This is a genomic window from Micromonospora tulbaghiae (genome assembly GCF_900091605.1).
GTDB classification, from domain to species: Bacteria; Actinomycetota; Actinomycetes; order Mycobacteriales; family Micromonosporaceae; genus Micromonospora; species Micromonospora tulbaghiae.
This window is the reverse complement of the sequence record NZ_FMCQ01000001.1, coordinates 135,607-155,797: the sequence shown is the minus strand read 5'-3', so window position 1 is coordinate 155,797 and position 20,191 is coordinate 135,607. Positions and strand designations below refer to the sequence as shown.

At 72.1% G+C, this 20,191-nt stretch carries 15 protein-coding genes; 7 read left to right on the top strand and 8 right to left on the bottom strand.

The genetic code is table 11. From position 1 onward, the window contains the following. Window positions 1-976: 976 nt before the first annotated feature. Window positions 977-3,658: a replicative DNA helicase gene (locus GA0070562_RS00720; RefSeq protein ID WP_091413473.1), complete on the top strand. Its 2,682-nt coding sequence runs from the start codon at window positions 977-979 to the stop codon at window positions 3,656-3,658. A gap of 6 nt (window positions 3,659-3,664) precedes the next feature. Here GA0070562_RS00720 and GA0070562_RS00715 read toward each other — a convergent pair whose 3' ends face one another. The 5 genes from GA0070562_RS00715 to GA0070562_RS00695 all read right to left on the bottom strand — a co-directional run bounded on the left by GA0070562_RS00715 (window position 3,665) and on the right by GA0070562_RS00695 (window position 9,358). Beyond that, on the bottom strand, window positions 3,665-4,345 hold the full coding sequence (locus tag GA0070562_RS00715; RefSeq protein WP_091413472.1) for a maleylpyruvate isomerase N-terminal domain-containing protein: 681 nt from the start codon (window positions 4,343-4,345) through the stop codon (window positions 3,665-3,667). Window positions 4,346-4,439: 94 nt separating this feature from the next. Then, the gene (locus tag GA0070562_RS00710) at window positions 4,440-4,835 is read right to left on the bottom strand and encodes a TFIIB-type zinc ribbon-containing protein (RefSeq protein ID WP_091413470.1); all 396 of its coding nucleotides are present in this window, start codon (window positions 4,833-4,835) and stop codon (window positions 4,440-4,442) included. A 23-nt stretch (window positions 4,836-4,858) separates the two neighbouring features. Then, window positions 4,859-5,491, bottom strand: a complete 633-nt coding sequence (locus GA0070562_RS00705; RefSeq protein ID WP_091413468.1) for a phosphoribosyltransferase — start codon at window positions 5,489-5,491, stop codon at window positions 4,859-4,861. Continuing rightward, window positions 5,488-6,831 carry a glycosyltransferase 87 family protein gene (locus GA0070562_RS00700; protein WP_091413466.1) on the bottom strand — a complete coding sequence of 448 codons (1,344 nt, stop codon included), beginning with the start codon at window positions 6,829-6,831 and terminating at the stop codon, window positions 5,488-5,490. Before GA0070562_RS00700 ends, GA0070562_RS00705 begins: the two co-directional genes overlap by 4 nt. Before the next feature lie 40 nt (window positions 6,832-6,871). Further along, window positions 6,872-9,358: a putative bifunctional diguanylate cyclase/phosphodiesterase gene (locus GA0070562_RS00695; RefSeq protein WP_419779963.1), complete on the bottom strand. Its 2,487-nt coding sequence runs from the start codon at window positions 9,356-9,358 to the stop codon at window positions 6,872-6,874. A gap of 635 nt (window positions 9,359-9,993) precedes the next feature. On the opposite strand from GA0070562_RS00695, the gene GA0070562_RS00690 reads away from it, so the two are divergent. The 5 genes from GA0070562_RS00690 (at window position 9,994) to GA0070562_RS00670 (ending at window position 15,958) form a co-directional block, all read left to right on the top strand. Next, window positions 9,994-13,008, top strand: a complete 3,015-nt coding sequence (locus GA0070562_RS00690; RefSeq protein ID WP_091413464.1) for an AfsR/SARP family transcriptional regulator — start codon at window positions 9,994-9,996, stop codon at window positions 13,006-13,008. 233 nt (window positions 13,009-13,241) lie between these two features. Then, on the top strand, window positions 13,242-13,733 hold the full coding sequence (gene moaC, locus GA0070562_RS00685) for a cyclic pyranopterin monophosphate synthase MoaC (protein WP_091413463.1): 492 nt from the start codon (window positions 13,242-13,244) through the stop codon (window positions 13,731-13,733). Beyond that, a complete protein-coding gene (locus GA0070562_RS00680) occupies window positions 13,706-14,200 on the top strand; it encodes a MogA/MoaB family molybdenum cofactor biosynthesis protein (protein ID WP_192580700.1) in 495 nt (164 codons plus the stop codon). The genes moaC and GA0070562_RS00680 overlap by 28 nt, the downstream gene beginning before the upstream one ends. Window positions 14,201-14,237: 37 nt before the next feature. Continuing rightward, window positions 14,238-15,497 (top strand): molybdopterin molybdotransferase MoeA, encoded by a 1,260-nt coding sequence (locus GA0070562_RS00675; protein WP_091413461.1) that lies wholly within the window; start codon window positions 14,238-14,240, stop codon window positions 15,495-15,497. A 35-nt stretch (window positions 15,498-15,532) separates the two neighbouring features. Further along, on the top strand, window positions 15,533-15,958 hold the full coding sequence (locus GA0070562_RS00670; protein WP_175438624.1) for a molybdenum cofactor biosynthesis protein MoaE: 426 nt from the start codon (window positions 15,533-15,535) through the stop codon (window positions 15,956-15,958). 4 nt (window positions 15,959-15,962) lie between these two features. Here the strand turns inward: GA0070562_RS00670 and GA0070562_RS00665 are convergent, their stop codons facing one another. Together GA0070562_RS00665 and GA0070562_RS00660 are read right to left on the bottom strand one after the other, a co-directional pair. Further along, entirely contained in the window at window positions 15,963-17,387 is a 1,425-nt protein-coding gene (locus GA0070562_RS00665; RefSeq protein ID WP_091413457.1) for a glycosyltransferase 87 family protein, read from the bottom strand. A 206-nt stretch (window positions 17,388-17,593) separates the two neighbouring features. Beyond that, complete coding sequence (locus tag GA0070562_RS00660; RefSeq protein ID WP_091413455.1) at window positions 17,594-18,139, bottom strand: DoxX family protein; 546 nt, start codon at window positions 18,137-18,139, stop codon at window positions 17,594-17,596. Between the two features lie 135 nt (window positions 18,140-18,274). Here GA0070562_RS00660 and GA0070562_RS00655 point away from each other — a divergent pair, with 135 nt between their 5' ends. After that, complete coding sequence (locus tag GA0070562_RS00655; RefSeq protein WP_091413453.1) at window positions 18,275-18,820, top strand: GNAT family N-acetyltransferase; 546 nt, start codon at window positions 18,275-18,277, stop codon at window positions 18,818-18,820. 37 nt (window positions 18,821-18,857) lie between these two features. Here GA0070562_RS00655 and GA0070562_RS00650 read toward each other — a convergent pair whose 3' ends face one another. After that, window positions 18,858-20,093, bottom strand: coding sequence for an ATP-binding protein (locus GA0070562_RS00650; protein ID WP_091413451.1), 1,236 nt, complete (start codon window positions 20,091-20,093; stop codon window positions 18,858-18,860). Window positions 20,094-20,191 lie beyond the last annotated feature (98 nt).

Below are 20,191 nucleotides of genomic sequence, written 5' to 3'. Positions count from 1 at the left end.
CCGACGCCGAACCGCGACGCCGACCCGCCGGCCGTTCACCGTCCGATCCAGCCGGCACCTCGCTCGAACCCGCCGGCTCCGGCAGCCCGGACCAGGTCACCTGCGGCTGGCGCGTCGCCGCCCGGCGCGGACGACTTCGGGGCGCCGCCCCCGACACCGGCTCGTCGTCCTCGTCCGCCCGCCGGTTGCCCACGTACCCCCGCTCGTGCGGGGCGTCCATCGTCCACTCGGCGGTGTGGTCCGACAACGGACCCGCACCGATCGCGCGCAGATCGCGACGCGGGCCGGCGTCCGCCCGCCAACCACCGCCGGAGGACGGGGCCTCCACCTCGTCGTCCGGCGCGGCATGCCGCCCGCCGCCGTCCGCGCGACTCACCCCGGACTCCAGGGCCCAACGGGGAAGGTACGTCTCCACCGGCTCGTCCTGGCCACGCTCGACCGCCCGCCGCCGGCTCGCCGTGCGGTAGCCCTCCGGTGCGTACGAGTCGACCCGGCGCGGCCCGGCGGGTTCGTCCCAGGAACCGCTCGGCCGTCGCTCGCGCGGGCTGTCCTCCCCGCTTCCCCAGTCCCGGTGTCTCACGGCCGGAGCGTGACCTCTCTCAAACCCGAAAGTAAACCCGCTGTCCCAGGTGTCGCCGTTCGCAGCGATAGTACGGGACGAACGACGACAAAGCTCGGCCGGAAATCTTCCGTCCACAGGGTGGGGATAGGAAAAGCCCAGGTCAGAGGCGATACGCCCGGAATTCCCCATCACTTTTCCACACCCTGTGCACACCCTGCGCACATGCAGGCCCCCAGGCGTCCACAGGTTGTCCCGAGGCTCGTCCACTGGCCTTGTTGAGTCGCTGACCTCGGGTTCCGTATCGTGGTCCCCCGACCGCCGGACGATGACCCCCGATCGACCGGAGGGTCGGCGGAAGTTGTCACACCCCGGCGATAAAGCTGGACTCGATCCGACGCAGCGAGGGGGGAACCCGTGTCGGTCACCGACGGGACGCGTGCGGAACGGACCGGGGGGCAACCGCCCGAGCCGCCACCGCGCGATGCGGCGTTCGAGAAGACGCCACCCCAGGACGTCGCCGCCGAGCAGTGCGTACTCGGCGGCATGCTGCTCTCCAAGGACGCCATCGCGGACGTCGTGGAGATCCTGAAGACCAACGACTTCTACCGTCCGGTCCACGCCACCATCTTCGACGCGATCCTGGACATCTACGGACGCGGCGAACCCGCCGACCCGATCACCGTGGCGGCCGCGCTCGCCGACTCCGGCGACCTCGCCCGCATCGGCGGCGCGCCCTACCTGCACACGCTCATCGCCAGCGTGCCTACCGCCGCGAACGCCGCCTACTACGCCCGCATCGTCGGTGAACGAGCAGTGCTCCGCCGGCTGGTCGAGGCCGGGACCCGGATCGTGCAGCTCGGCTACGGCACCGGCCCGAGCGGCAGCCGCGACGTCGACGACATCGTCGATCTCGCCCAGCAGGCCGTCTACGAGATCACCGAGAAGCGCGTCAGCGAGGACTTCGCGGTCCTGGCCGACATGCTCCAGCCGACGCTCGACGAGATCGAGGCGGTCGGCGCTCAGGGCGGGGTGATGACTGGTGTGCCGACCGGCTTCACCGACCTCGACCGCCTGCTCAACGGCCTGCACGCCGGCCAGCTCATCATCGTGGCCGGCAGGCCTGGCTTGGGCAAATCGACCGCATCTATGGACTTTGCTCGAAATGCAGCGATTCGAGCCAATCAGGCGGCGGCGATCTTCTCGCTGGAAATGAGCAAGGTCGAGATCGTCATGCGACTGCTCTCGGCCGAGGCACGCGTACCGCTGCACGTCCTGCGGAGCGGGCAGCTCTCCGACGACGACTGGACCAAGCTGGCCCGCTGCATGGGTGAGATCAGCGAGGCGCCGCTCTTCGTCGACGACACGCCGAGCATGAACCTCATGGAGATCCGGGCGAAGGCGCGGCGGCTCAAGCAGAAGCACGACCTGAAGCTGATCGTCGTCGACTATCTCCAGCTGATGACCTCGCCGAAGCGCACCGAGAGCCGGCAGCAGGAGGTCGCGGACCTGTCGCGTGGCCTGAAGCTGCTGGCCAAGGAGGTCGAATGCCCGGTGATCGCGGTGAGTCAGTTGAACCGTGGCCCCGAGCAGCGGACCGACAAGCGACCACAGCTTTCCGATCTGCGTGAATCGGGCTGCTTGACGGCAGATACGAGACTCGTCAGAGCCGATGACAACTCGGAGATCACCCTTGGGGCACTCCTGGCCGGGAATGTCAGGGACATCCCAGTCTGGGCCCTCGACGAAGGTCTCCGCTACACCCCCCGGACGCTCACGCACGCCTTTCCCAGTGGGACACGCGAAGTGTTCCGGATGACACTTTCATCCGGGAAGCAGGTGGAGGCAACCGCCAACCACCCATTTCTCACGTTCGGCGGTTGGCTGCCGCTGGGCGAACTCACGGTAGGGACGCGGCTTGCCGCACCTCGGCACATTCCGCCGCCGCTGAACATCCAGCCGTGGGCCGAGCCGGAGGTGGTGATGCTGGCTCACCTCCTCGGAGACGGCTCGTTCGTCCGCCGACAGCCGATCCGCTACGCCAGTTGCGACGAGGCCAACCTGGCGGCCGTGACGGAGGCCGCCACGCACTTCGGGATCACGGCTGTGCGAGACGACTACCCGGCTGCCCGAGTGACCACGCTCCGGCTGCCGGCGCCCTTCCGGCTCGCCCGCGGGCGGCGCAATCCGATCGCCGAGTGGCTGGACGGGTTGGGGCTGTTCGGGCTGCGGTCCCACGAGAAGTTCGTACCGCCAGCCGTGTTCGGCCTGCCCAAGGAGCAGATCACGCTCTTCCTGCGGCACATCTGGGCGACGGACGGGTCCGTAACCGTCAACAAGTCCGGTCGAGGCGGACGGGTCTACTTCTCATCGACCTCCCGGCGCATGCTGGAGGACATCTCACGCCTGTTGCTTCGCTACGGCATCTCGGCTCGATTGCGACAGGTGCCGGTCGCTCGACACCGTCCGCAGTACACCCTGGACATCTCTGGTCGCGATGACCAGCTCCGTTTCCTTCGGGAGATCGGTGTGCACGGCGAGCGCGCCAACGGTTGCGCAGCGCTGCTGGTGGTTCTCGAATCCGTCGTCAGCAACCCCAACGTGGACACCGTGCCCACGGAGGTGTGGTCACGGGTTCGAGAGGTTCTGGCGGAGCGCAAGATGAGCCACCGAAAGTTCGCGGCCGCAGTCGGCACCCAGTTCTCCGGCAGCGCGATGTGGAAGCATGCACCCAGCCGGTCCCGTCTCGCGAAGGTGGCCGCGGTGCTGGACTCAGCGGATCTTGATCTGCACGCGACGAATGATGTCTTCTGGGACGAGATCGTCTCGATCGAGTCAGTTGGCGAGAAGGACGTCTACGACGCCACCGTGCTTGGCACACACAACTTCATCGCCAACGGCATCGCCGCCCACAACTCGATCGAGCAGGATGCGGACGTTGTCATCCTTTTGCACCGGGACGACTACTACGACAAGGAGTCACCGCGAGCGGGCGAAGCGGACTTTATTGTCGCCAAGCACAGAAATGGTCCTACCGACACGGTCACCGTAGCGGCCCAGCTGCACCTGTCGCGCTTCGTGGACATGGCGATCGTCTGAGCGGCGTCAGCCGAGCAGCGGGAACCAGCCGGCTGCCTCGCCCAGCTCCAGCCGGTCCCGGTCGGTGAGCGGCACCCGCCCGGCGGCCTTCAGCAGATAGTCGTGGTCGTCCCAGCCGGCCGGCCGCACCGCGTCGTCGCTGAGCAGGCCGTCCATCGTGGTCACCGCGACCCGCGTCGGGTCCGCCGCCGGCCGCGGCGCGTCCGGCAGGTCCACCACCAGGTCCAGGTGGTGGATGACCGCCTCGGTGGTCAGGGTGGCGAGCAGATGGGGTACGCGCAGCACCTTGCCCTGGGTGGTCACGTACCCGTCGGGGTCGGCTGCGGCGGCCGCACGGACGGCGGCGGGCGCGGTGTCGGCCCAGAGGCGGACCACGCCGGTGGGCCGGTCGAAGGCGGCGGCGAAGCGGCGTGCCCACCAGGCGTGCCCGGCGCCCGCGTCGTCGTCGCCGGGAGTGAAGGCACGCCAGTAGCTGACGTCGTCCACGTCGGCCGGTCCGGGTGCCGGGCTGGCCAGGGCGACGAGCGCGCGCTGGGCGTCGCAGAGCACGTGGAAGAGCAGGTCGGCGACGAGCCAGCCGCGGCAACGGGTGGGCCGCTGCAGGCCGGCGTCGTCGAGCGGGGTGACCACGGCGGTGATGCCGTCGTACGCCTGGGCCAGCGCCTCGTGCTGCCGGATCGGGCTCATGTCGTGCAGCCTGCCACGGTGTGGCAGGCGCGGCACGGCGACGAGCGCGCCGGGTCGATGCGGTGCACCGGCCCGGCGTGCGCGTGCTCGGCGGTCAGTCGAACAGTTCGCCGAGGAAGCCGTGCTTCTTCTTCCGCCGGTAGTGGCCGTGGTAGCCGTAGTGCTGCTGCTGGCTGTGGCCGTACGCGGGCTGCGCGTAGCCGTGGCCGGGCGGCGGCGGAGGGGGCGGGGGGACGGCGCCGTAGCCGGGCTGGTGCGGCGCGGCGGCGGGCGGGGGCGGCGGGGGTGGCGGGTAGCCGGCACCGGCCGGCGCGGCCTGCTGCGGGGCGCCGCCGTGCTGCCGGTTCCAGCTGGCCTCTGCCTCGAACAGCTTCTCGAGCTCACCGCGGTCGAGGAAGATGCCCCGGCATTCGCCGCACTGGTCGATGACGACTCCGCTGCGCTCGTACTGGCGCATCTCTCCGCGGCATTTAGGACAGGTCATCTGCATGACAACGACGGTACCGGGTGTTTTCACGCGGTGGCGGTCAGCGCCTGCGTGACCTCGTCGTCGGAGACCTCGTGGAAGTCCTCGTAGTACGCGCCGACGGCGGCGAAGTCGTGCGGGAGTTGGCTGCTCACGACCGTGTCGGCGTCGGCGGCGAGCATGTCGTACGCCTGCTCGGAGCCGACCGGGACGGCGACCAGGACGCGGGCGGCGCCGAGGTGGCGGGCGACCTGGACGGCGGCGCGTGCGGTGGCGCCGGTGGCGAGCCCGTCGTCCACGATGACGGCGGTGCGGTCGGTGAGGTCCAGTGGTGGGCGGCCACCGCGGTAGCGCTGTTCGCGGCGTTCCAGTTCGGCCTGTTCGCGGCGGCGGACCTGGGCGCGGTCGTTCTCGCTGATCCGGCCGGCGACCATCTCGTTGAGGACCTGTACGCCGCCGGGGCCGAGTGCGCCGTACGCGACCTCGGGTGCCCAGGGCACGCCGAGCTTGCGGACGACGAGCACGTCCAGTGGCGCGCCGAGCCGGTCGGCGACCACCCGGGCGACGGGTACGCCGCCGCGGACCAGGCCGAGCACGATGACGTCGGGCCGGCCGGCGAGGTCGGTGAGGCGTTCGGCGAGTTCGCGTCCCGCCTCGGCCCGGTCGCGGTAGGTGGTCATCCCTCAGGTGTACGCCTTCCGGCCGGATCGCGCGGGGCGGTTGCCGGGAATGTCGCCGGGTCGTCCGGTCGGGTGAGCGCCAGCGCGGGGGCGAGGACGAGCAGGGCGGCCGGGTAGAGCAGGTACCCGAAGCGGGTGGACGGCATCAGCAGAATCGCGGCGAGCAGCCCGTACCCGCAGATGAGGGCCGTGGCGGCGGCGGTGCGGGGCGGGCGGCGCAGCAGCCGGACGGCGATGGCCAGTCCGGCGGCGACGAGCAGCGCGGCGGCGACGGCGCGGCCGGCCGGGAGTGTCTCGGCGATGAGGTGCCCGGGGAACGGTGACTGGGCGGGGCTGGTGACGAGGCCGTGGCCGAGCGGGAAGCGCAGCACGTTCTCGACGAGGGCGTCGCGGTCGACGAGCAGCACCGGGACCAGCGCGAGGACGGGCAGGCCGATGGCGCCGAGGGCGGTGCGGGCCGCGGCCTGGCGGGTGGCGGCCCAGAAGATCAGCACGATGGCGACCGGCCAGGCGAAGAGTTTCAGGGCGCCGGCGGCGCCGACCGCGAGGCCGGCCCGGCCGGGTCGTCCGGCGGCGGCGAGCGCGAGGGCGAGCAGGCAGAGCGCGAGTACGGGAAGGTCGTCGCCGCCGGTGGCCAGGGTGAGCGCGCAGACGGGCAGGACGGTGGCGGCCTGGACGGCGCGCAGTACGGCGGCGTCGCGGCCGGGTGCGGCCGGGCCGCGGCTTGCGCGCAGCGTGGCGACGAGGGCGACGAGGGTGAGCGCGGTGACCACCGCGAACCAGACTCGGGAGTCGGTCCACCAGGCGTCGACGGCGGCTCGGGGCAGCCCGAACAGCGCCATGCCGGGCTGGTAGGGGGTGTAGCCGAGGAGTTGCTCGCCGGGGGGCAGGGCGGCGATGGCGTCGGGCCCGAGGTAGGGGGTGCCGTGCTCGGCCAGGCGGGCGCCGGCGTGCTCGACCACGATCACCTCCTCCTGGGCGCGGTCGGTGCGTCCGCCGGCGCGTTCGATGCTCTGCGTGACGATCGGCAGCAGTGCGGTGGCGGCCCAGGCGAGACCGGCGACGATCCACCGTGCGGGCAGGCCGGCCAGGGGTGTGCCGGGGTGGCGGCGGCGGGCGAGCAGTTGGGTGGTCGCGGCGAGCGTGGCGAGCGCGTACCCGATGGTGGCGACGGTGCCCCAGGCGCGATGCGGCGGGAGGGTGGAGGTGGCGGCGGTGACCGCGGCGAAGACGGTGGCGGCGGCGTAGAGGCCCAGGTCGAGGGCGAGGCCACCGGCGGCGTTGTCGAGTGCCGACCAGCGGCGGGAGACGGAGGTTGCCGGGTCGGCGTGGGCGGTCACGCGGGCCAGTGTGGCAGACCGGCGGTGTGTCCCGGCCGGGTCAGGGCTGGCGGGCGTCGGTGGCGGCGGGGGGCGAAGGGCGGGTGCGGCCGGCGCGGCGACCGGGGAGGCGGATGACGGCGCCGGCGTCGTGCAGCGCGGGTGCGAGCGCGCCGGTCCGGCCGCCGTGGCCGCGCTGGAGGGCGGCGAGCAGCGCGGCGGCGGGCAGCGGCCGGGCGAACAGGTGGCCCTGCCCGGCGGCGCAGCCGAGTTCCCAGAGCGCGCGGCGTTGCGGTTCGTTCTCCACGCCCTCGGCGACCACCGTGAGGTCGAGGCTGCGGCCGAGGTCGAGGGTGGAGCGGATCACGGCGGCGGCTTCGGGCGCGGTCTCCATGGCGCCGACGAAGCTGCGGTCGATCTTCAATTCGTGTACGGGAATGCGGGACAGCAGAGAGAGCGACGAGTAGCCGGTGCCGAAGTCGTCGAGTGCCAGCCGGACGCCGGAGTCACGCAGGCGGCTGAGTACGCGGTCGACCACGTCGAGCTGGCTGAGCGTGAGCGTCTCGGTCAGTTCCAGCACGAGCCGGTCCGGCGGGAGGTCGTGGGCGCGCAGCCGGGCCAGTACCGCACCGGGGAAGCGGGCGTCGAGCAGGCTGCGCGGGGACACGTTCACCGAGACGGGCAGGTCGAAGCCGGCGTCGCGCCAGGAGCCGGCGGCGATGAGCGCCTGGTCGAGGATCGCCTCGGCGAACGCGGGGAGCAGCCCGGAGCGTTCCACCGCTTCGAGGAAGCGCAGCGGGTCGATGAGCCCGTGGGTGGGGTGGTGCCAGCGGGCCAGGGCTTCGGCGCCGATCACCTCGCCGCCGGCCAGGTCGACGATGGGCTGGAAGTTGACCGTGAACTCGTGGTCGGCCACGGCACGGGGCAGTTCGCCGCCGAGGGTGAGCCGGCTCAGGTCGGCGGTGTCGCGGGCCGGCGCGTACGTGGCGACGCGTTGGCCGGCGCGTTTGGCCTGGTACATGGCCACGTCGGCACGGCGCAGCAGTTCCGCCATGCCGCCGGTGGCGGGGGCGACGGCGATGCCGCCGCTGGCCTCCACGCTGATCCGCATGCCGTCGAGGTCCAGCGGGTCGTGCAGCGCGGCGAGCAGGGCCTCGGCGCGGTGGGCGGCGACGGCCGGGGCGGGCAGGCCGCGCAGGAGTACGGCGAACTCGTCGCCGCCGAGCCGGGCGACCAGGTCGTCGGGGCGGGCCGCGCCGCGCAGCCGTTCGGCGACCTGGATCAGCACCCGGTCACCGGCGCCGTGCCCGAGGGTGTCGTTGACCTCCTTGAAGTGGTTGAGGTCGATCAGCACCAGCGCGGTGACGCCGTCGGCGTGCCGGGTGGTGAGCTGGGCGCTGCCCTCGTCGAGCAGGTGCCGCCGGTTGGACAGGCCGGTGAGGGCGTCGTGGGTGGCGGCGTAGGCGTGGTCCTCGGCGATGCGGGCGAGTTCGGCGTACGCCTGGGCGTTGCGGACCGCCGTGCAGAGGGCGGAGGCGAAGGTACGCAGGGTGTACTGCTCGCGCTCGGAGAGTTCGACCGGGCCGGCGAACCGCAGCCGCAGCACGCCGACATCGTCGGTGCGGTCGTGGCCCTCCAGGGGGACCGGCATGACCTGACCGTCGACGGCGCTGGGCTGGGGGGCCGTTCCGTCGTACGCGATGTCCGTGCCGTTGCCCCGGACGGTGCGTCCGCCGTCGCGCAGCTCGATCTCGACCTCGTCGGCGGAGAAGAGTTCGCTGGCCTCGGTGACCGCTGTGGTGAGTACCTGGTCGAGGTCGACCACGTTGAGTGCGTCGGTGGCGCGGGCCAGGCGCTGCCAGGCCTGCTGCTCGGTGCGGGTGCGGATCCGGGCGGAGTAGGCCAGGTGCAGGCTGAGGACGAGCGGTGGCACGGCGAGCAGCAATCGGGGGTCTGCCCGCAGGATGAGTACTGTGCACGCGGCGACGAGGAAGCGGACCGCGAACCCGGCGACTCGAAGATCGAGGTCGGTACGGAACTGGCGGACGACGGGCGTCCCGGACGCGAGCGCGATGACCGGAATCGCGAGTACGTCGTCGAGCACCGCCGCCACCAGGTAGACGACTCCCAGCAGCAGCACGATATGGAGCGGCTCGCGGGGCGGCCATGCCTCGCCGAGCAGCAGGATGACGAGAGTGCTGCCCCCGGCCACCAACGTGTGCTTCGCGACGCCGAATGCGGTCTTGATGGGAGCGAGTCGCGTGACTGATCCGCAGGCTACGCCGATGCCGGTTGCCAGAATCAGCCAGGAGGCCGGCGCGACGGCGAGACCGATGACGATCGCGGTCTCGACCCAGGCGAAGGCCACGGTGGTGGACCGGATCCGCACCGGGGTCTTGATGATTGTGGCCAGGGCGACCGTCACTACCAGGGTCGTGACGGTTACGAGGTCACGAACGGAGTCCGGTGGCTGCCTCCAGACGGCGATCAGTGCGGCGAGCGCGACGAACGCCGCGCACACGCTCAAGGTGTACACGAGTGCGCGCAGCGGAGGTTCGACGGCTTGTCGGCCGTCCGCTGTTCGGCTCAACCGGCATCACCCGCCGCTCACCGTCGGAATGCGATGAGCGGCAGCCTACCCCTTCGCCGGGAATATGAGAACTCTCAGTTCCATTCGGTGCTGCGCATTTGTTGCCCTCCTCGGATATCGAGCGGGTCGTGGTTGCCGATGACCAAAGGGTTCGTCAGTTCCATTCGGTGCTGCGCATTGTCACGACCCTCCTCGCACATCTCTCTCGGCGCTTTGTGGCGCCCCCTGCCTTGGAAGAGCAGGTTAGAGTGCAGGAAGGGAGATAAGAAAGCATTAATGTCGGTATGCGCAATATAAGTAACTATTGCCGATTAAATGACGTTCTGTCCACGAGTGGTGTGCGGAGCGGAGCCGATCATCTCCCTCACGTACCCGCGTGGTCGCTCAGCGCCATGGGAATGGGCTGGATGCTTTACGTCGCCTGTAGCGTCGTCGCGGCGGCGGAACATTACAACCGTGCTTTCTGGCGGCTTCTCCAGTCGGGTCGGACGAGGGCCGGCAATGCCTCTTGACGGCGGGGCAACGCCTCTGTGACAAATCGATTACGCTGCGGCCTGGCGTGGACAAGAGCCGACTGAGGCTGGAACAGCAGCATGCAAATCCAAGTTGTCGGTGGTCTGGCGGTGCGGCTCGGCGCGGCCGACCTGTCGCTTGGAACACCCAAGCAGCAGCTGGTGCTGGCGCTCCTGGTCGTGCGGGCCAACCAGTTGGTCCCGCTGCACGACCTGGTGGACGAGCTGTGGCCCGACGAGCCACCCCGCTCCGCGATCGCCAATGTCCGGACGTACGCCGCCAATCTGCGCCGGAGCCTCGACTCGTGCGCGGGCGACAGGCTCAGGATCGTCCGTGAACCAGGCGGCTACCGGCTTCTCACCGACGAGAGCCTGATCGACCTGCACCGGGTGACCGGGCGCTGGCGCCACGCCCGAGGCCTGATGCGAGCGGGAGAGCCCGCGCGGGCGATCCCGTTGCTCGAGGACGTCGTCCACGGCGCGGCCCCGCTGCTCGCGGGACTGACGCTGGGGCCGGCGCTGACCGCGCGGCGAGAGGCTGTGAACCAGGAGCGCCGAGCAGCGCTGGAACTGCTGGCGGAGGCACATCTCAGCCTGGGGCGCCCGGAATCGGCCGTGTCGTTGCTGCGTGACGAGGTCTCGCACGAGCCTCTGTGGGAACGAGCGCAGTGCCTCCTGATGCGTGCCCTCATCGCGGCCGGTGACGCGGGGGGTGCGCTGGCCGTCTACCGCGCCGCACGCGAGGCACTGACCGATCAACTGGGGGTGCCGCCCAGCGAGGAGATGGAGCGACTTCGAAACGCGGCCACCCGCGCGCGACGCCGGATTCCGGAATCGGCGCGCGAGGTGGAGACGATCCGGAGTGGCGCTCATAAGCGCAATTGGCTGCCGCGAACGGTGATGAATTTCGTCGGCCGGGAGGAAATGGTCGATCGATTGTTGTACGAAGTGCGCGAGGCATCCGGGCAGGGTCCGGGGATCCGGGTGATCGACGGCATGGCGGGCTGCGGCAAGACGACTCTCGCCCTGCACGTGGCCTCCCGGTCGGCCGAGCGCTTCCCCGACGGGCAACTCTTCGTCGACCTGCGGGGACACAGCGCGCGAACACGGATGCGTCCGGCGACGGCACTGGAAACGTTGCTTCGCCAACTGGGTGTGCCGGCCGGCCGGATCCCCATGGAACTGCCCGACCGGCAGGAGATGTGGCGGCGCCAGCTGGCCACGCGTTCCGTGCTTGTAGTGCTCGACAATGCCGCCGACAGCCGGCAGGTCGAACCGCTGCTGCCCGTATCCGGATCGGCCGCGGTGCTCGTCACCAGCCGGCGGCGTCTGCTGGCGCTCACCGAACGACCGCCGGTGTCTCTCACCGTCCTCGCCGAGGCCGAGGCGCTCGAACTGCTCGCCACCCTCGTCGGGGGCGGGCGGGTGGAGGCCGAACCGGAGGCCGCGCGCCGACTGGTCGGCATCTGCGGCTGCCTGCCTCTCGCTGTCGGATTGGCCGGCACCCGGCTGGCGCACCGCCCCGACTGGCGGATCTCCGACCTCGTCGACAGATTGAGCAACAGGTCGATGTTCCTCCCCGCTCTTCGTGCCGAGGCTCGCAGCCTGATGGAGGCGTTCGCCGAGTCGTACGAGCCGCTCGACGAGGCCTGCAGGAAAGGTTTCCGATCGTTCGGCCTGGTGGCCGGAAACCACCTCGACACCGCGATGGTGGCAGCCCTCACCGATCTCCCTCTGCGGGACGCGGCCGACGTTCTCGACGAACTGGTGGACCGCCACCTCGTGCAGGAGACCTCGGCCGGCCGCTATCGCCTGCACGACCTGATGAGGCGTTACGCCGCCGAGCTGGCCCGCCAGGAGGGCGAGGCGACGGCCAGGCGATCGGCCGTCCAGAACCTGCTCGATCATGTGCTGCACTCGGTGGTGCGGGCGTCGGCGTCGATCGAGGACGGCCGCGTACTCGCGCAGCACTTGCGGCTCGCGGAACCGCGTCGACCGGATCTGCTCGCGGGACGCGTCAACCGCGACCTGGACTGGCTGGAGGAGCAGCGGCCGAACCTGGACGCGTTCATCCGTCAGGCGGCTGACGAGGGTCATGAACCGATGGCGTGGCGGCTGGCTCGTGCCAGTTGGCGGTTCTTCTACATCCGCGGCTACTTCGACGACATATCGGCCACGAACGGGGTGGGTCTCGTCGCGGCGCGGCGGTGCGGGGACCGTCACGCCGTGGCCCTCATGCACAACTACCTCGCCTCGGCGTGTGTGCGCACCGGTGCCTACCAGGACGCCTCCGCGCACCTGCACGAGGTCGTGTCGATCCTCACCGGGCTCGGTGACGAACCGGGCGCACAGCGGGCACGGTTCAACCTCGGTGCCGTGCACTGGCTGACCGGGCGACTCCACCAGTCGCTCGAAGCGAGCCGCGAGACGCTGCGCAGCCATGTGCTGGACACCCTTCCGGTTCTGCCCAACCTGGGCCTCACGCTTCGCTACCTCGGCCGTTATGACGAGTCGATGGCGGTTCACCGGCTCCATCTCTTCGTCGCCCGTATCAAGCACGACCTGTTCCACATGTCGAACGCACTGGGGCATCTCGGTGGCGTCAGATACCGCCTGGGGCAGAACGCGGCGGCAGAGCGCCTGCTCCGAGCCTCGCTCGCGCTCCGGGACCGCACCGGCAACGGCTTCGCCCGCGCCGAGACGCTCAGCGACCTCGCCGGCACCTACCGGCAACTGGGCCGCTACGAGGACGCGCTGCGGCACCACGAGGCGGCCATCGAGGCCGCCGCCGCCTCCGGGGAGCGGGGTGTCCAGGCGCAGGCACGTAACGAGCTGGCCGTCACCCTGGGCGTCACGGGGAGGGCCGACGAGGCCGTTCTCGTCTTCGAAGAAGCGCTCGCCATCGCCACCCGGATCGGCCACCCGTACGAGCAGGCCCGCGCCCTCGACGGCCTGGCCGGACATCTGGCGGAGAAGCAGCCGACCGAAGCGCGACGCTACCGGCAGCGCGCGTCGGCGATCTTCGAACGGATGGGTGCGCCCGAACGCCACGACCTGCGCCGACAGCTCGCGGAGCCGTCGTCCCCGCCGACCTGAACCGGCTTATCGATTTCTTATCGCGGCGTTCGCTAGCGTCCCCGGCATCGGCCACGGGGTGGGTTCCGCCGGAGCGGACCCGGCCGAACGAGGCCCCCACCGTCAGTTCCCCCCAGCGAATCGGCGGTGGGCAGGTGAGGGAGGGGCGTCGTGCATCGGCACCCGACACGGCGCTCCTCCCCGCCGCAGGCCGGCGCACCCGCGGCGTCGTACCCGGCGGATAGGGTCGGGCCGTGACCGAACCCGCGCAGCTCACCCACGTCGACCCGGCCGGTGCGGCCCGGATGGTCGACGTCTCCGCCAAGCCGGTCTCGGGCCGGCTCGCGGTCGCCGCCGGCCGCCTCCGCACCACCGCCGAGGTGGTGGACCTGCTGCGCCGCGACGGCCTGCCCAAGGGCGACGCGCTGGCTGTCGGCCGGCTCGCCGGCATCTTGGGGGCCAAGCGCACGCCCGACCTGATCCCGCTGTGCCACCCGATCGCGCTGCACGGCGTCACCGTCGACCTGGAGCTCACCGCCGACACGGTGGAGATCACGGCTACGGCGAAGACCGCCGACCGCACGGGCGTCGAGATGGAGGCGCTGACCGCGGTGGCGGTCGCCGGCCTCGCCCTGGTCGACATGGTGAAGGCGGTCGACCCGGCCGCGTCGGTGGACGCTGTGCGGGTGCTCCGCAAGGAGGGCGGCAAGACCGGCGAATGGGTCCGGCCGGAGGACCGGCCGTGATCCGGGCCCGGGTGATCGTGGCGTCCAACCGGGCCGCCGCCGGGGTGTACGAGGACACCAGCGGCCCGCTGCTCGTGACCGGGCTGCGCGAGCTGGGGTGCGAGGTCGACGCGCCGGTGGTGGTGCCGGACGGCGAACCGGTCGGTGACGCCCTGCGCGCGGCCCGTGCCGACGGCGTCGACGTGGTGCTGACCAGCGGTGGCACCGGCATCACCCCGACCGATCGCACGCCCGACGTGACGCGCGCGCTGCTCGACTACGAGATCCCCGGCATCGCCGAGGCGATCCGCGCGCACAGCCGCGACACCGTGCCGACGGCGGCGTTGTCCCGAGGGCTGGCCGGGGTGACCGGCCGGACGCTCGTGGTCAACCTGCCCGGCTCGCGCGGCGGCGCCCGGGACGGCCTGGCCGTGCTCGGGCCGATCCTGCGGCACGCCGTCGACCAGCTCCGCGGCGGCGACCACTGAACCCGCGAGACACGTGCCCCGGCGCTAGGCTCGCCGGATGAGCACGGAAACCGAAGCCGCCACGGCCGAGGCGGGCACGCCACCCCCGGCCGGGTGGGAGGAGGCCCGCTCCCGGGTGTACGCGGTGGGCCTGTCCGCCGCGCTCCCCGCGGTCGCCCGTCCGCTGGCCGAGGCCGACGGGCACACCCTGGCCGAGCCGCTGACCACACGTACCGACCTGCCCGCGTTCCCCACCTCCAGCGTGGACGGCTGGGCGGTGCGCGGCCCGGGGCCGTGGCGGGTGGTCGGACGGGTGCTCGCCGGGCACACCGCACCTCCGCTGGACGCCGACGGCAGCACCGTGGAGATCGCCACCGGCGCGATGGTTCCCGAGGGCACGACCGCGATCCTGCGGATCGAGGAGTCGACGCGTACGGCGGACGGCCTGGTGTCCGGCACGCCCCGCTCGGCGCCGGAGTGGCGGGAGCCGGGCGAGGAGGCGAACCTCGGGGAGGAGCTGCTGCCCGCCGGCACGCCGGTGGACCCGGCGGTGATCGGCCTGGCCGCCTCCTGCGGGCTCGACACGCTGCGGGTCCGCCGTCCACCCCGGGCCGCGCTGCTGGTCTTCGGCGACGAACTGCTCACCTCGGGTCCGCCCGGCGCGGGCCGGGTCCGTGACGCGCTCGGCCCGTCGGTGCCGGCCTGGCTGCGCCGCTACGGCTGCCAGGTGCGCGCGGCCGACGTGGTCGGCCCGGTCGCCGACACGCTGCCCGCGCACGTGGCGGCGCTGCGGGGCGCGCTCGCCAACGCCGACCTGGTCTGCACCACCGGTGGCACCATGCACGGCCCGGTCGACCACCTGCACCCGACGCTGGAGGCGCTCGGTGCCGACTACGTGGTGAACACCGTGGCGGTGCGCCCGGGTTTCCCGATGCTGCTCGCCCGGCTGGTGGACGGCGACGGGCGGGTGCGGTTCGTGGCCGGTCTGCCCGGCAACCCGCAGTCAGCCGTGGTGGCGCTCGTGTCGCTCGTCGCGCCCCTGCTCGCCGGTCTCACCGGCCGGCCGATGCCGGTGCTGCCGCACGTGACACTGGCTGAGCCGATCCCCGGGCGCGGCGACTACACCCATCTGGCGCTGGCCCGCTGGGACCGCGTCGCCGGCACCGCATACCCGGTGCGGCACGTCGGCTCGGCGATGCTGCGAGGGCTGGCCGGCGCGGACGGTTTCGCGGTGATCCGGCCCGGCGCCAGCGGCGCGGCCGGCGACCGGGTGCCGCTCGTGCCGCTGCCACTGACCCCCGGGGAGCGATTCGGGTGAGCGCGACGAACGAGCCGACGGGAGACGTCGTGACAGTGGAAGCAGGCGTGGTGCTCGGCGCGGTGACCGACCGGCCGCTCGACCTGGCCGCGCACGAGGCGGCGGTCGCCGACCGCCGGGCCGGCGCGGTGGTGTCCTTCCAGGGCGTGGTCCGCGACCACGACCACGGCCGGGGGGTCACCCGGCTGGAGTACGAGGGCCACCCCACCGCCGAGGCCGTGCTGCGCGAGGTGGCGGCCGAGATCGCGGCCGACCCGCAGGTGTACGCGGTGGCGGTGTCGCACCGGATCGGCCCGCTGGAGATCGGGGACGTGGCACTGGCGGCGGCCGTCAGCACGGCGCACCGGGCGGCCGCGTTCGCCGCCTGCGCACGCCTGGTGGACGAGGTGAAGGCGCGGCTGCCGATCTGGAAGCGCCAGGTCTTCGACGACGGCACCGAGGAATGGGTGAACTGCCCCTGAACGCTCAGCGCCGGGCGGTGAGCGCGGCGGGGCGGCCCAGCCGCTCGTGGTAGAACGCCGGCTCGGCGCCGGGGCGCCACGGCAACGCCGCGACGAGCACGATCAGCGCGATGGCCAGGGAGTTCTCCATGAGCGCGCCGAACAGGCCGTCCTGGTAGTGGGACACCTCGGGGAGCTGGTGCTCGTACGGCCAGATCGGTGAGATCAGGAACAGCAGGTAGAGCCCGAGCGCGCCGACGCCGTGGCGGAGCCCGGTCAGCGTCGGGTACCAGATCGGCGGGCGCAGGGCCGGCACGCCGTTGGCCGAAGGGCCCCCGGTGCCGCGCGGCGGCAGGCCGCGGCTCGCTTCGCGGCGGCGTACCGCGGCGTCGGCCAGCACGATGATCGCCGGGATGACCCAGATCAGGTGATGCGACCAGGAGATCGGGCTGATCACGTTGGCGGTGAGCCCGACCAGCGTGAACGCGGTCAGCTCGTCGCCGTCGGCGCGGGCACTCATCGCCCGGGACAGGCCAAGCGCCAGGAGCAGCACCGAGAACGCCAGCCAGAGCAGGCCGGGCGTCTCGATCGAGTCGTAGAGCCGCGCCAGCAGGCCGGCGAGGGACTGGTTGGCGGTCATGTCCGCCGCGCCGACCCGCTCGGTCTGCCAGAGCACGTCGGCGAAGTACGCGCGGGACTCCTCACCGAGCACGCCGAACGTCGCGATGGTCACGCCGATCGCGGTGCCGACGGCGGTCAGCGCGGCCCGCCACTGCCGGGTGAGCATCAGGTAGGCCACGAACAACGCCGGGGTGAGCTTGACCGCTGTGGCGAGCCCGATGCCCACACCGGCCCAGGCGCCGCTGTAGACGAACCGGGCCAGTGGCGAATCCGCCGTCTCGTAGTGGGTGCCCCGCTTGGCCCGCCAGCGCAGGCCCACCATGTCCGCCATGATCAGCGCGAAGAGCAGCAGGTTGACCTGTCCGTAGCCGAGCGTCTCCCGGGACGGCTCGATGGCGACTGCGAGCGGGGTCGCGATGCCGACGGTGAACCAGAGCGGCCAGCCGAGCCGGTCCACGATGGGGCGTAGCAGCGCCGCGAGGACGACAGCGAGCGCGCCGATGCTGGCGAGCGCGTTGACGAAGCCGGCACCGTCGACCGGCAGCCAGGACATCGGCAGCATGACCAGGGCGGCGAACGGGGGGTAGGTGAAGCCCAGCGTGGTGGAGGGCGCGACGAAGTCGTACAGCTCGTTGCCGCCGGCCCACCACAGCACCGCGCCGTGGTAGATCTTCATGTCGAAGAAGTTGTACGGCCGTCCGAAGGCGCCGACGGCGAGCCACGCGGCGTACGACACGGCGGCGACGACGCCGAGACGCACCACGATCCGGCGGTCGACGCGGGAGGTCGGGGCGAGGCGGTTGGTCCGTCTACCGACTGTCGTCGGCATGGCGTGGCCACCCCCGTACCAAGGTCGTCGTACCCGTCCAGGTCCAGAACGGAGCCTAGAACGGCGCCTCACGTTGCTGCCTCCCGCGTTACGCGACCGTGTCCGATCCCACACGTGTTTTTGACATTTCCACCGCGTTAACGGGTCTCGGACGGTTCAGGTGATTGGTGGCCTTGCGGGGGGTGGAGGCCGTACGAAAACGCTTGTCAGCCGGGCATGCGGCGGGCGGTCGCCGCGGAGCGTACGGCGATTTTCGCCTCGCGCCGCGCGGTGCGGACCGCGCGCTTGACCGACCGGCGCGAGTGGTCGATCCGGTGGCCGGCGCGCCAGCGCAGGCCCGGCTTGCCCTCGGTGTCGGCGGCGGCGAGGAGGAGGCCACCGAGCAGGCCGAGGTTCTTCAGGAAGTGGATCTGGTTGTTGTTGCGGGCGGCCGGGTCGTCGTTGTTCCAGAAGGCGTGACCGGCGGCGGTGGTCGGGATCAGCGTGGCCGCGAGCACCAGCGCGGCCGGACGGGTGAACCGGCCGGTGGCGAACATCAGGCCGCCGACGAGCTGGGTGGCGGCGTTGGCCCGGATCAGCGACACCGTGTCGGTGGGGATGCGGGGGTGCACGTTCTGGATCAGCGGGGCGACCTTCCCGGTGACCGGTTCCGCGGCCTGCACCAGGCGTTCCGGGTTGCGCAGGTTGCGGGCGCCGCTGACCACGAAGATGCCGCTCAACATGACTCGGGCGAGGGAGCGCACGGGCTTCATGGCTCAGTCTTACCCCGTCGGCGGCGTCGTCATCCCCGCAACACACGAAAGGTATCGGCCGACGTGGACGTCCGAACGGTATCGATTTCAGCGACCGTCGCGGATGGACCGGTCGCGTTCGGTAAGGTCGCGCGGGTGACGACGCTGCGACTGCGCCCGGAGGGCCCCGCCGACGAGGCGCCGGTGGCCCGGGTGCTGGCCGCCGCCTTCGCCCGGCCCGACGTGGCCACCCCGCCGGAGGTCGGCCTGGTCGAGGAGTTGCGGCACAGCCCGGCGTGGATCCCGGAGCTGGCCATGGTCGCCGAGTACGGCGGCGAGGTGGTGGCGTACGCGCTGCTCACGCGCGTCGGCGTACGCACCGACCGCGGCACGTTGCCGGCGCTGGCCCTGGGCCCGGTGGCGGTGGCGCGGCACCGGCAGCGGCTGGGGCACGGCACGGCGGCGGTGCAGGCGGCGCTGGACGCCGCGACCGAGCTGGGCGAACGGCTGGTGGTGGTGCTCGGCGATCCGGCCTACTACCGCCGTTTCGGGTTCGGCCCGGCGGTCCGGCTGGGCCTGACGAGCCCCTGGTCCGGGCTGGGGGAGCCGTGGCAGGCGCTGGTGCTGCCGCCCTCGGCGAGCGGAGAGCCGCCACCGCCGGCCGGCGAGGTGGTCTTCCCGGCGCCCTGGTCTCGGGTGTGAGCGGCCTGAGCGGTCGCGGCCCGAGCGGCCTGAGCGGTCAGGCCGGCTGGGTGCGCAGGTAGCGGCCGAAGTGCGGCACTGTGAACGCCACGGTTCCCCGCTCGCCGGAGTAGATCAGGCCCTTCTTGATCAGCGCGTCCCGGGCCGGGGAGAGACTGGCCGGCTTGCGGCCGAGCGCGCGGGCGATCTCGGCGGTCGGCACCGCCGCGTCCATGTCGTCCCGGCCGCCCTCCTCGCCGTCCACCAGCGCCAGCGTGGCCATCGCGCGCATGTACTCGCGTTCGGCGGGCGTGGCCCGCTCGAACCGGGACCCGAAGAACCCCACCGCCAGCTCGGCCTCCGCCTCGGGCGCGGCGACCCGGACGTCCGCCGCGGTGATCGGTGAGCGGGGCGCGTGGTCCCAGGTGGCCTTCCCGTACGCCTGGACGAAGTAGGGATAGCCGCCGGAGGACTCGTAGAGCAGGTCGAGGGCCTTCTGCTCGTACTCGACCTCCTCCCGCTCGGCCGGCGCGCAGAGCGCCTGGTCGGCGGCGATCCGGTCGAGCCGGTCGATGCGCTGGTAGCGGTAGAGCCGCTCGGAGTAGGACTTGGCGGCGCTGAGGACGGCCGGCAGGTGCGGCAACCCCGCGCCCACGACGATGAGCGGCGCGCCGAGCTGGGACAGTTCGTGGCAGGCGGCGCAGAGCGCGGAGACGTCCTCGGCGCCGACGTCCTGCATCTCGTCGATGAAGATGGCGATGCCGGTGCCGACGTCGGTGGCGACCGCCGCCGCGTCGCTGAGCAGCTCGACCAGGTCGATCTCGATGTCGCCGGAGTCGGCGCGTCCGCTGCTCGCCGGTACGTCGATGCCGGGCTGCCAGCGGTCGCGCAGCTTGGGTGCCGCGCCGCCCCGCCCGGTGGGAGTGGAGCGTTGCGCGAACGCCTTGAGGACGCCGAGGAACGCGTCGATCCGGTCCGGGGCGCGGTGCCGGGGCGCCAGTTCGCGGACCGCCATGTGCAGCGCGGCGGCGATCGGCCGGCGCAGCGACTGGTCCGGCCGGGCCTCGATCTTGCCGGTGCCCCAGAGGTGGTTGATCGCCTCGGAGCGCAGCGTGTTGAGCAGGACGGTCTTGCCCACTCCACGCAGGCCGGTGAGCATCAGGCTGCGTTCGGGCCGGCCGCGGGCGATCCGTTCCAGCACCACGTCGAAGACGTCCAGTTCCCGCCCCCGCCCGGCGAGTTCGGGCGGGCGCTGGCCGGCGCCCGGCGCGTACGGGTTGCGGACCGGATCCACGAATCGCACAGTATCGGGTTCTCTAGCGACCAGGCTAGACGCGCGTAGAGGCGGCTACCGCGTGTCGGCCTCGACCTAAAACTAGGGCTGTCTAGCGT

Bases quoted from the DNA above. Each gene is read 5' to 3' on its own strand.
- GA0070562_RS00690 (WP_091413464.1), top strand. From the start codon at position 9,994: ATGCAAATCCAAGTTGTCGGTGGTCTGGCGGTGCGGCTCGGCGCGGCC.
- GA0070562_RS00665 (WP_091413457.1), bottom strand. From the start codon at position 17,387: ATGCCGACGACAGTCGGTAGACGGACCAACCGCCTCGCCCCGACCTCC.
- GA0070562_RS00680 (WP_192580700.1), top strand. From the start codon at position 13,706: ATGGGTCCGGCCGGAGGACCGGCCGTGATCCGGGCCCGGGTGATCGTG.
- GA0070562_RS00715 (WP_091413472.1), bottom strand. From the start codon at position 4,345: ATGAGCCCGATCCGGCAGCACGAGGCGCTGGCCCAGGCGTACGACGGC.
- GA0070562_RS00675 (WP_091413461.1), top strand. From the start codon at position 14,238: ATGAGCACGGAAACCGAAGCCGCCACGGCCGAGGCGGGCACGCCACCC.
- GA0070562_RS00710 (WP_091413470.1), bottom strand. From the start codon at position 4,835: ATGCAGATGACCTGTCCTAAATGCCGCGGAGAGATGCGCCAGTACGAG.
- GA0070562_RS00705 (WP_091413468.1), bottom strand. From the start codon at position 5,491: ATGACCACCTACCGCGACCGGGCCGAGGCGGGACGCGAACTCGCCGAA.
- GA0070562_RS00660 (WP_091413455.1), bottom strand. From the start codon at position 18,139: ATGAAGCCCGTGCGCTCCCTCGCCCGAGTCATGTTGAGCGGCATCTTC.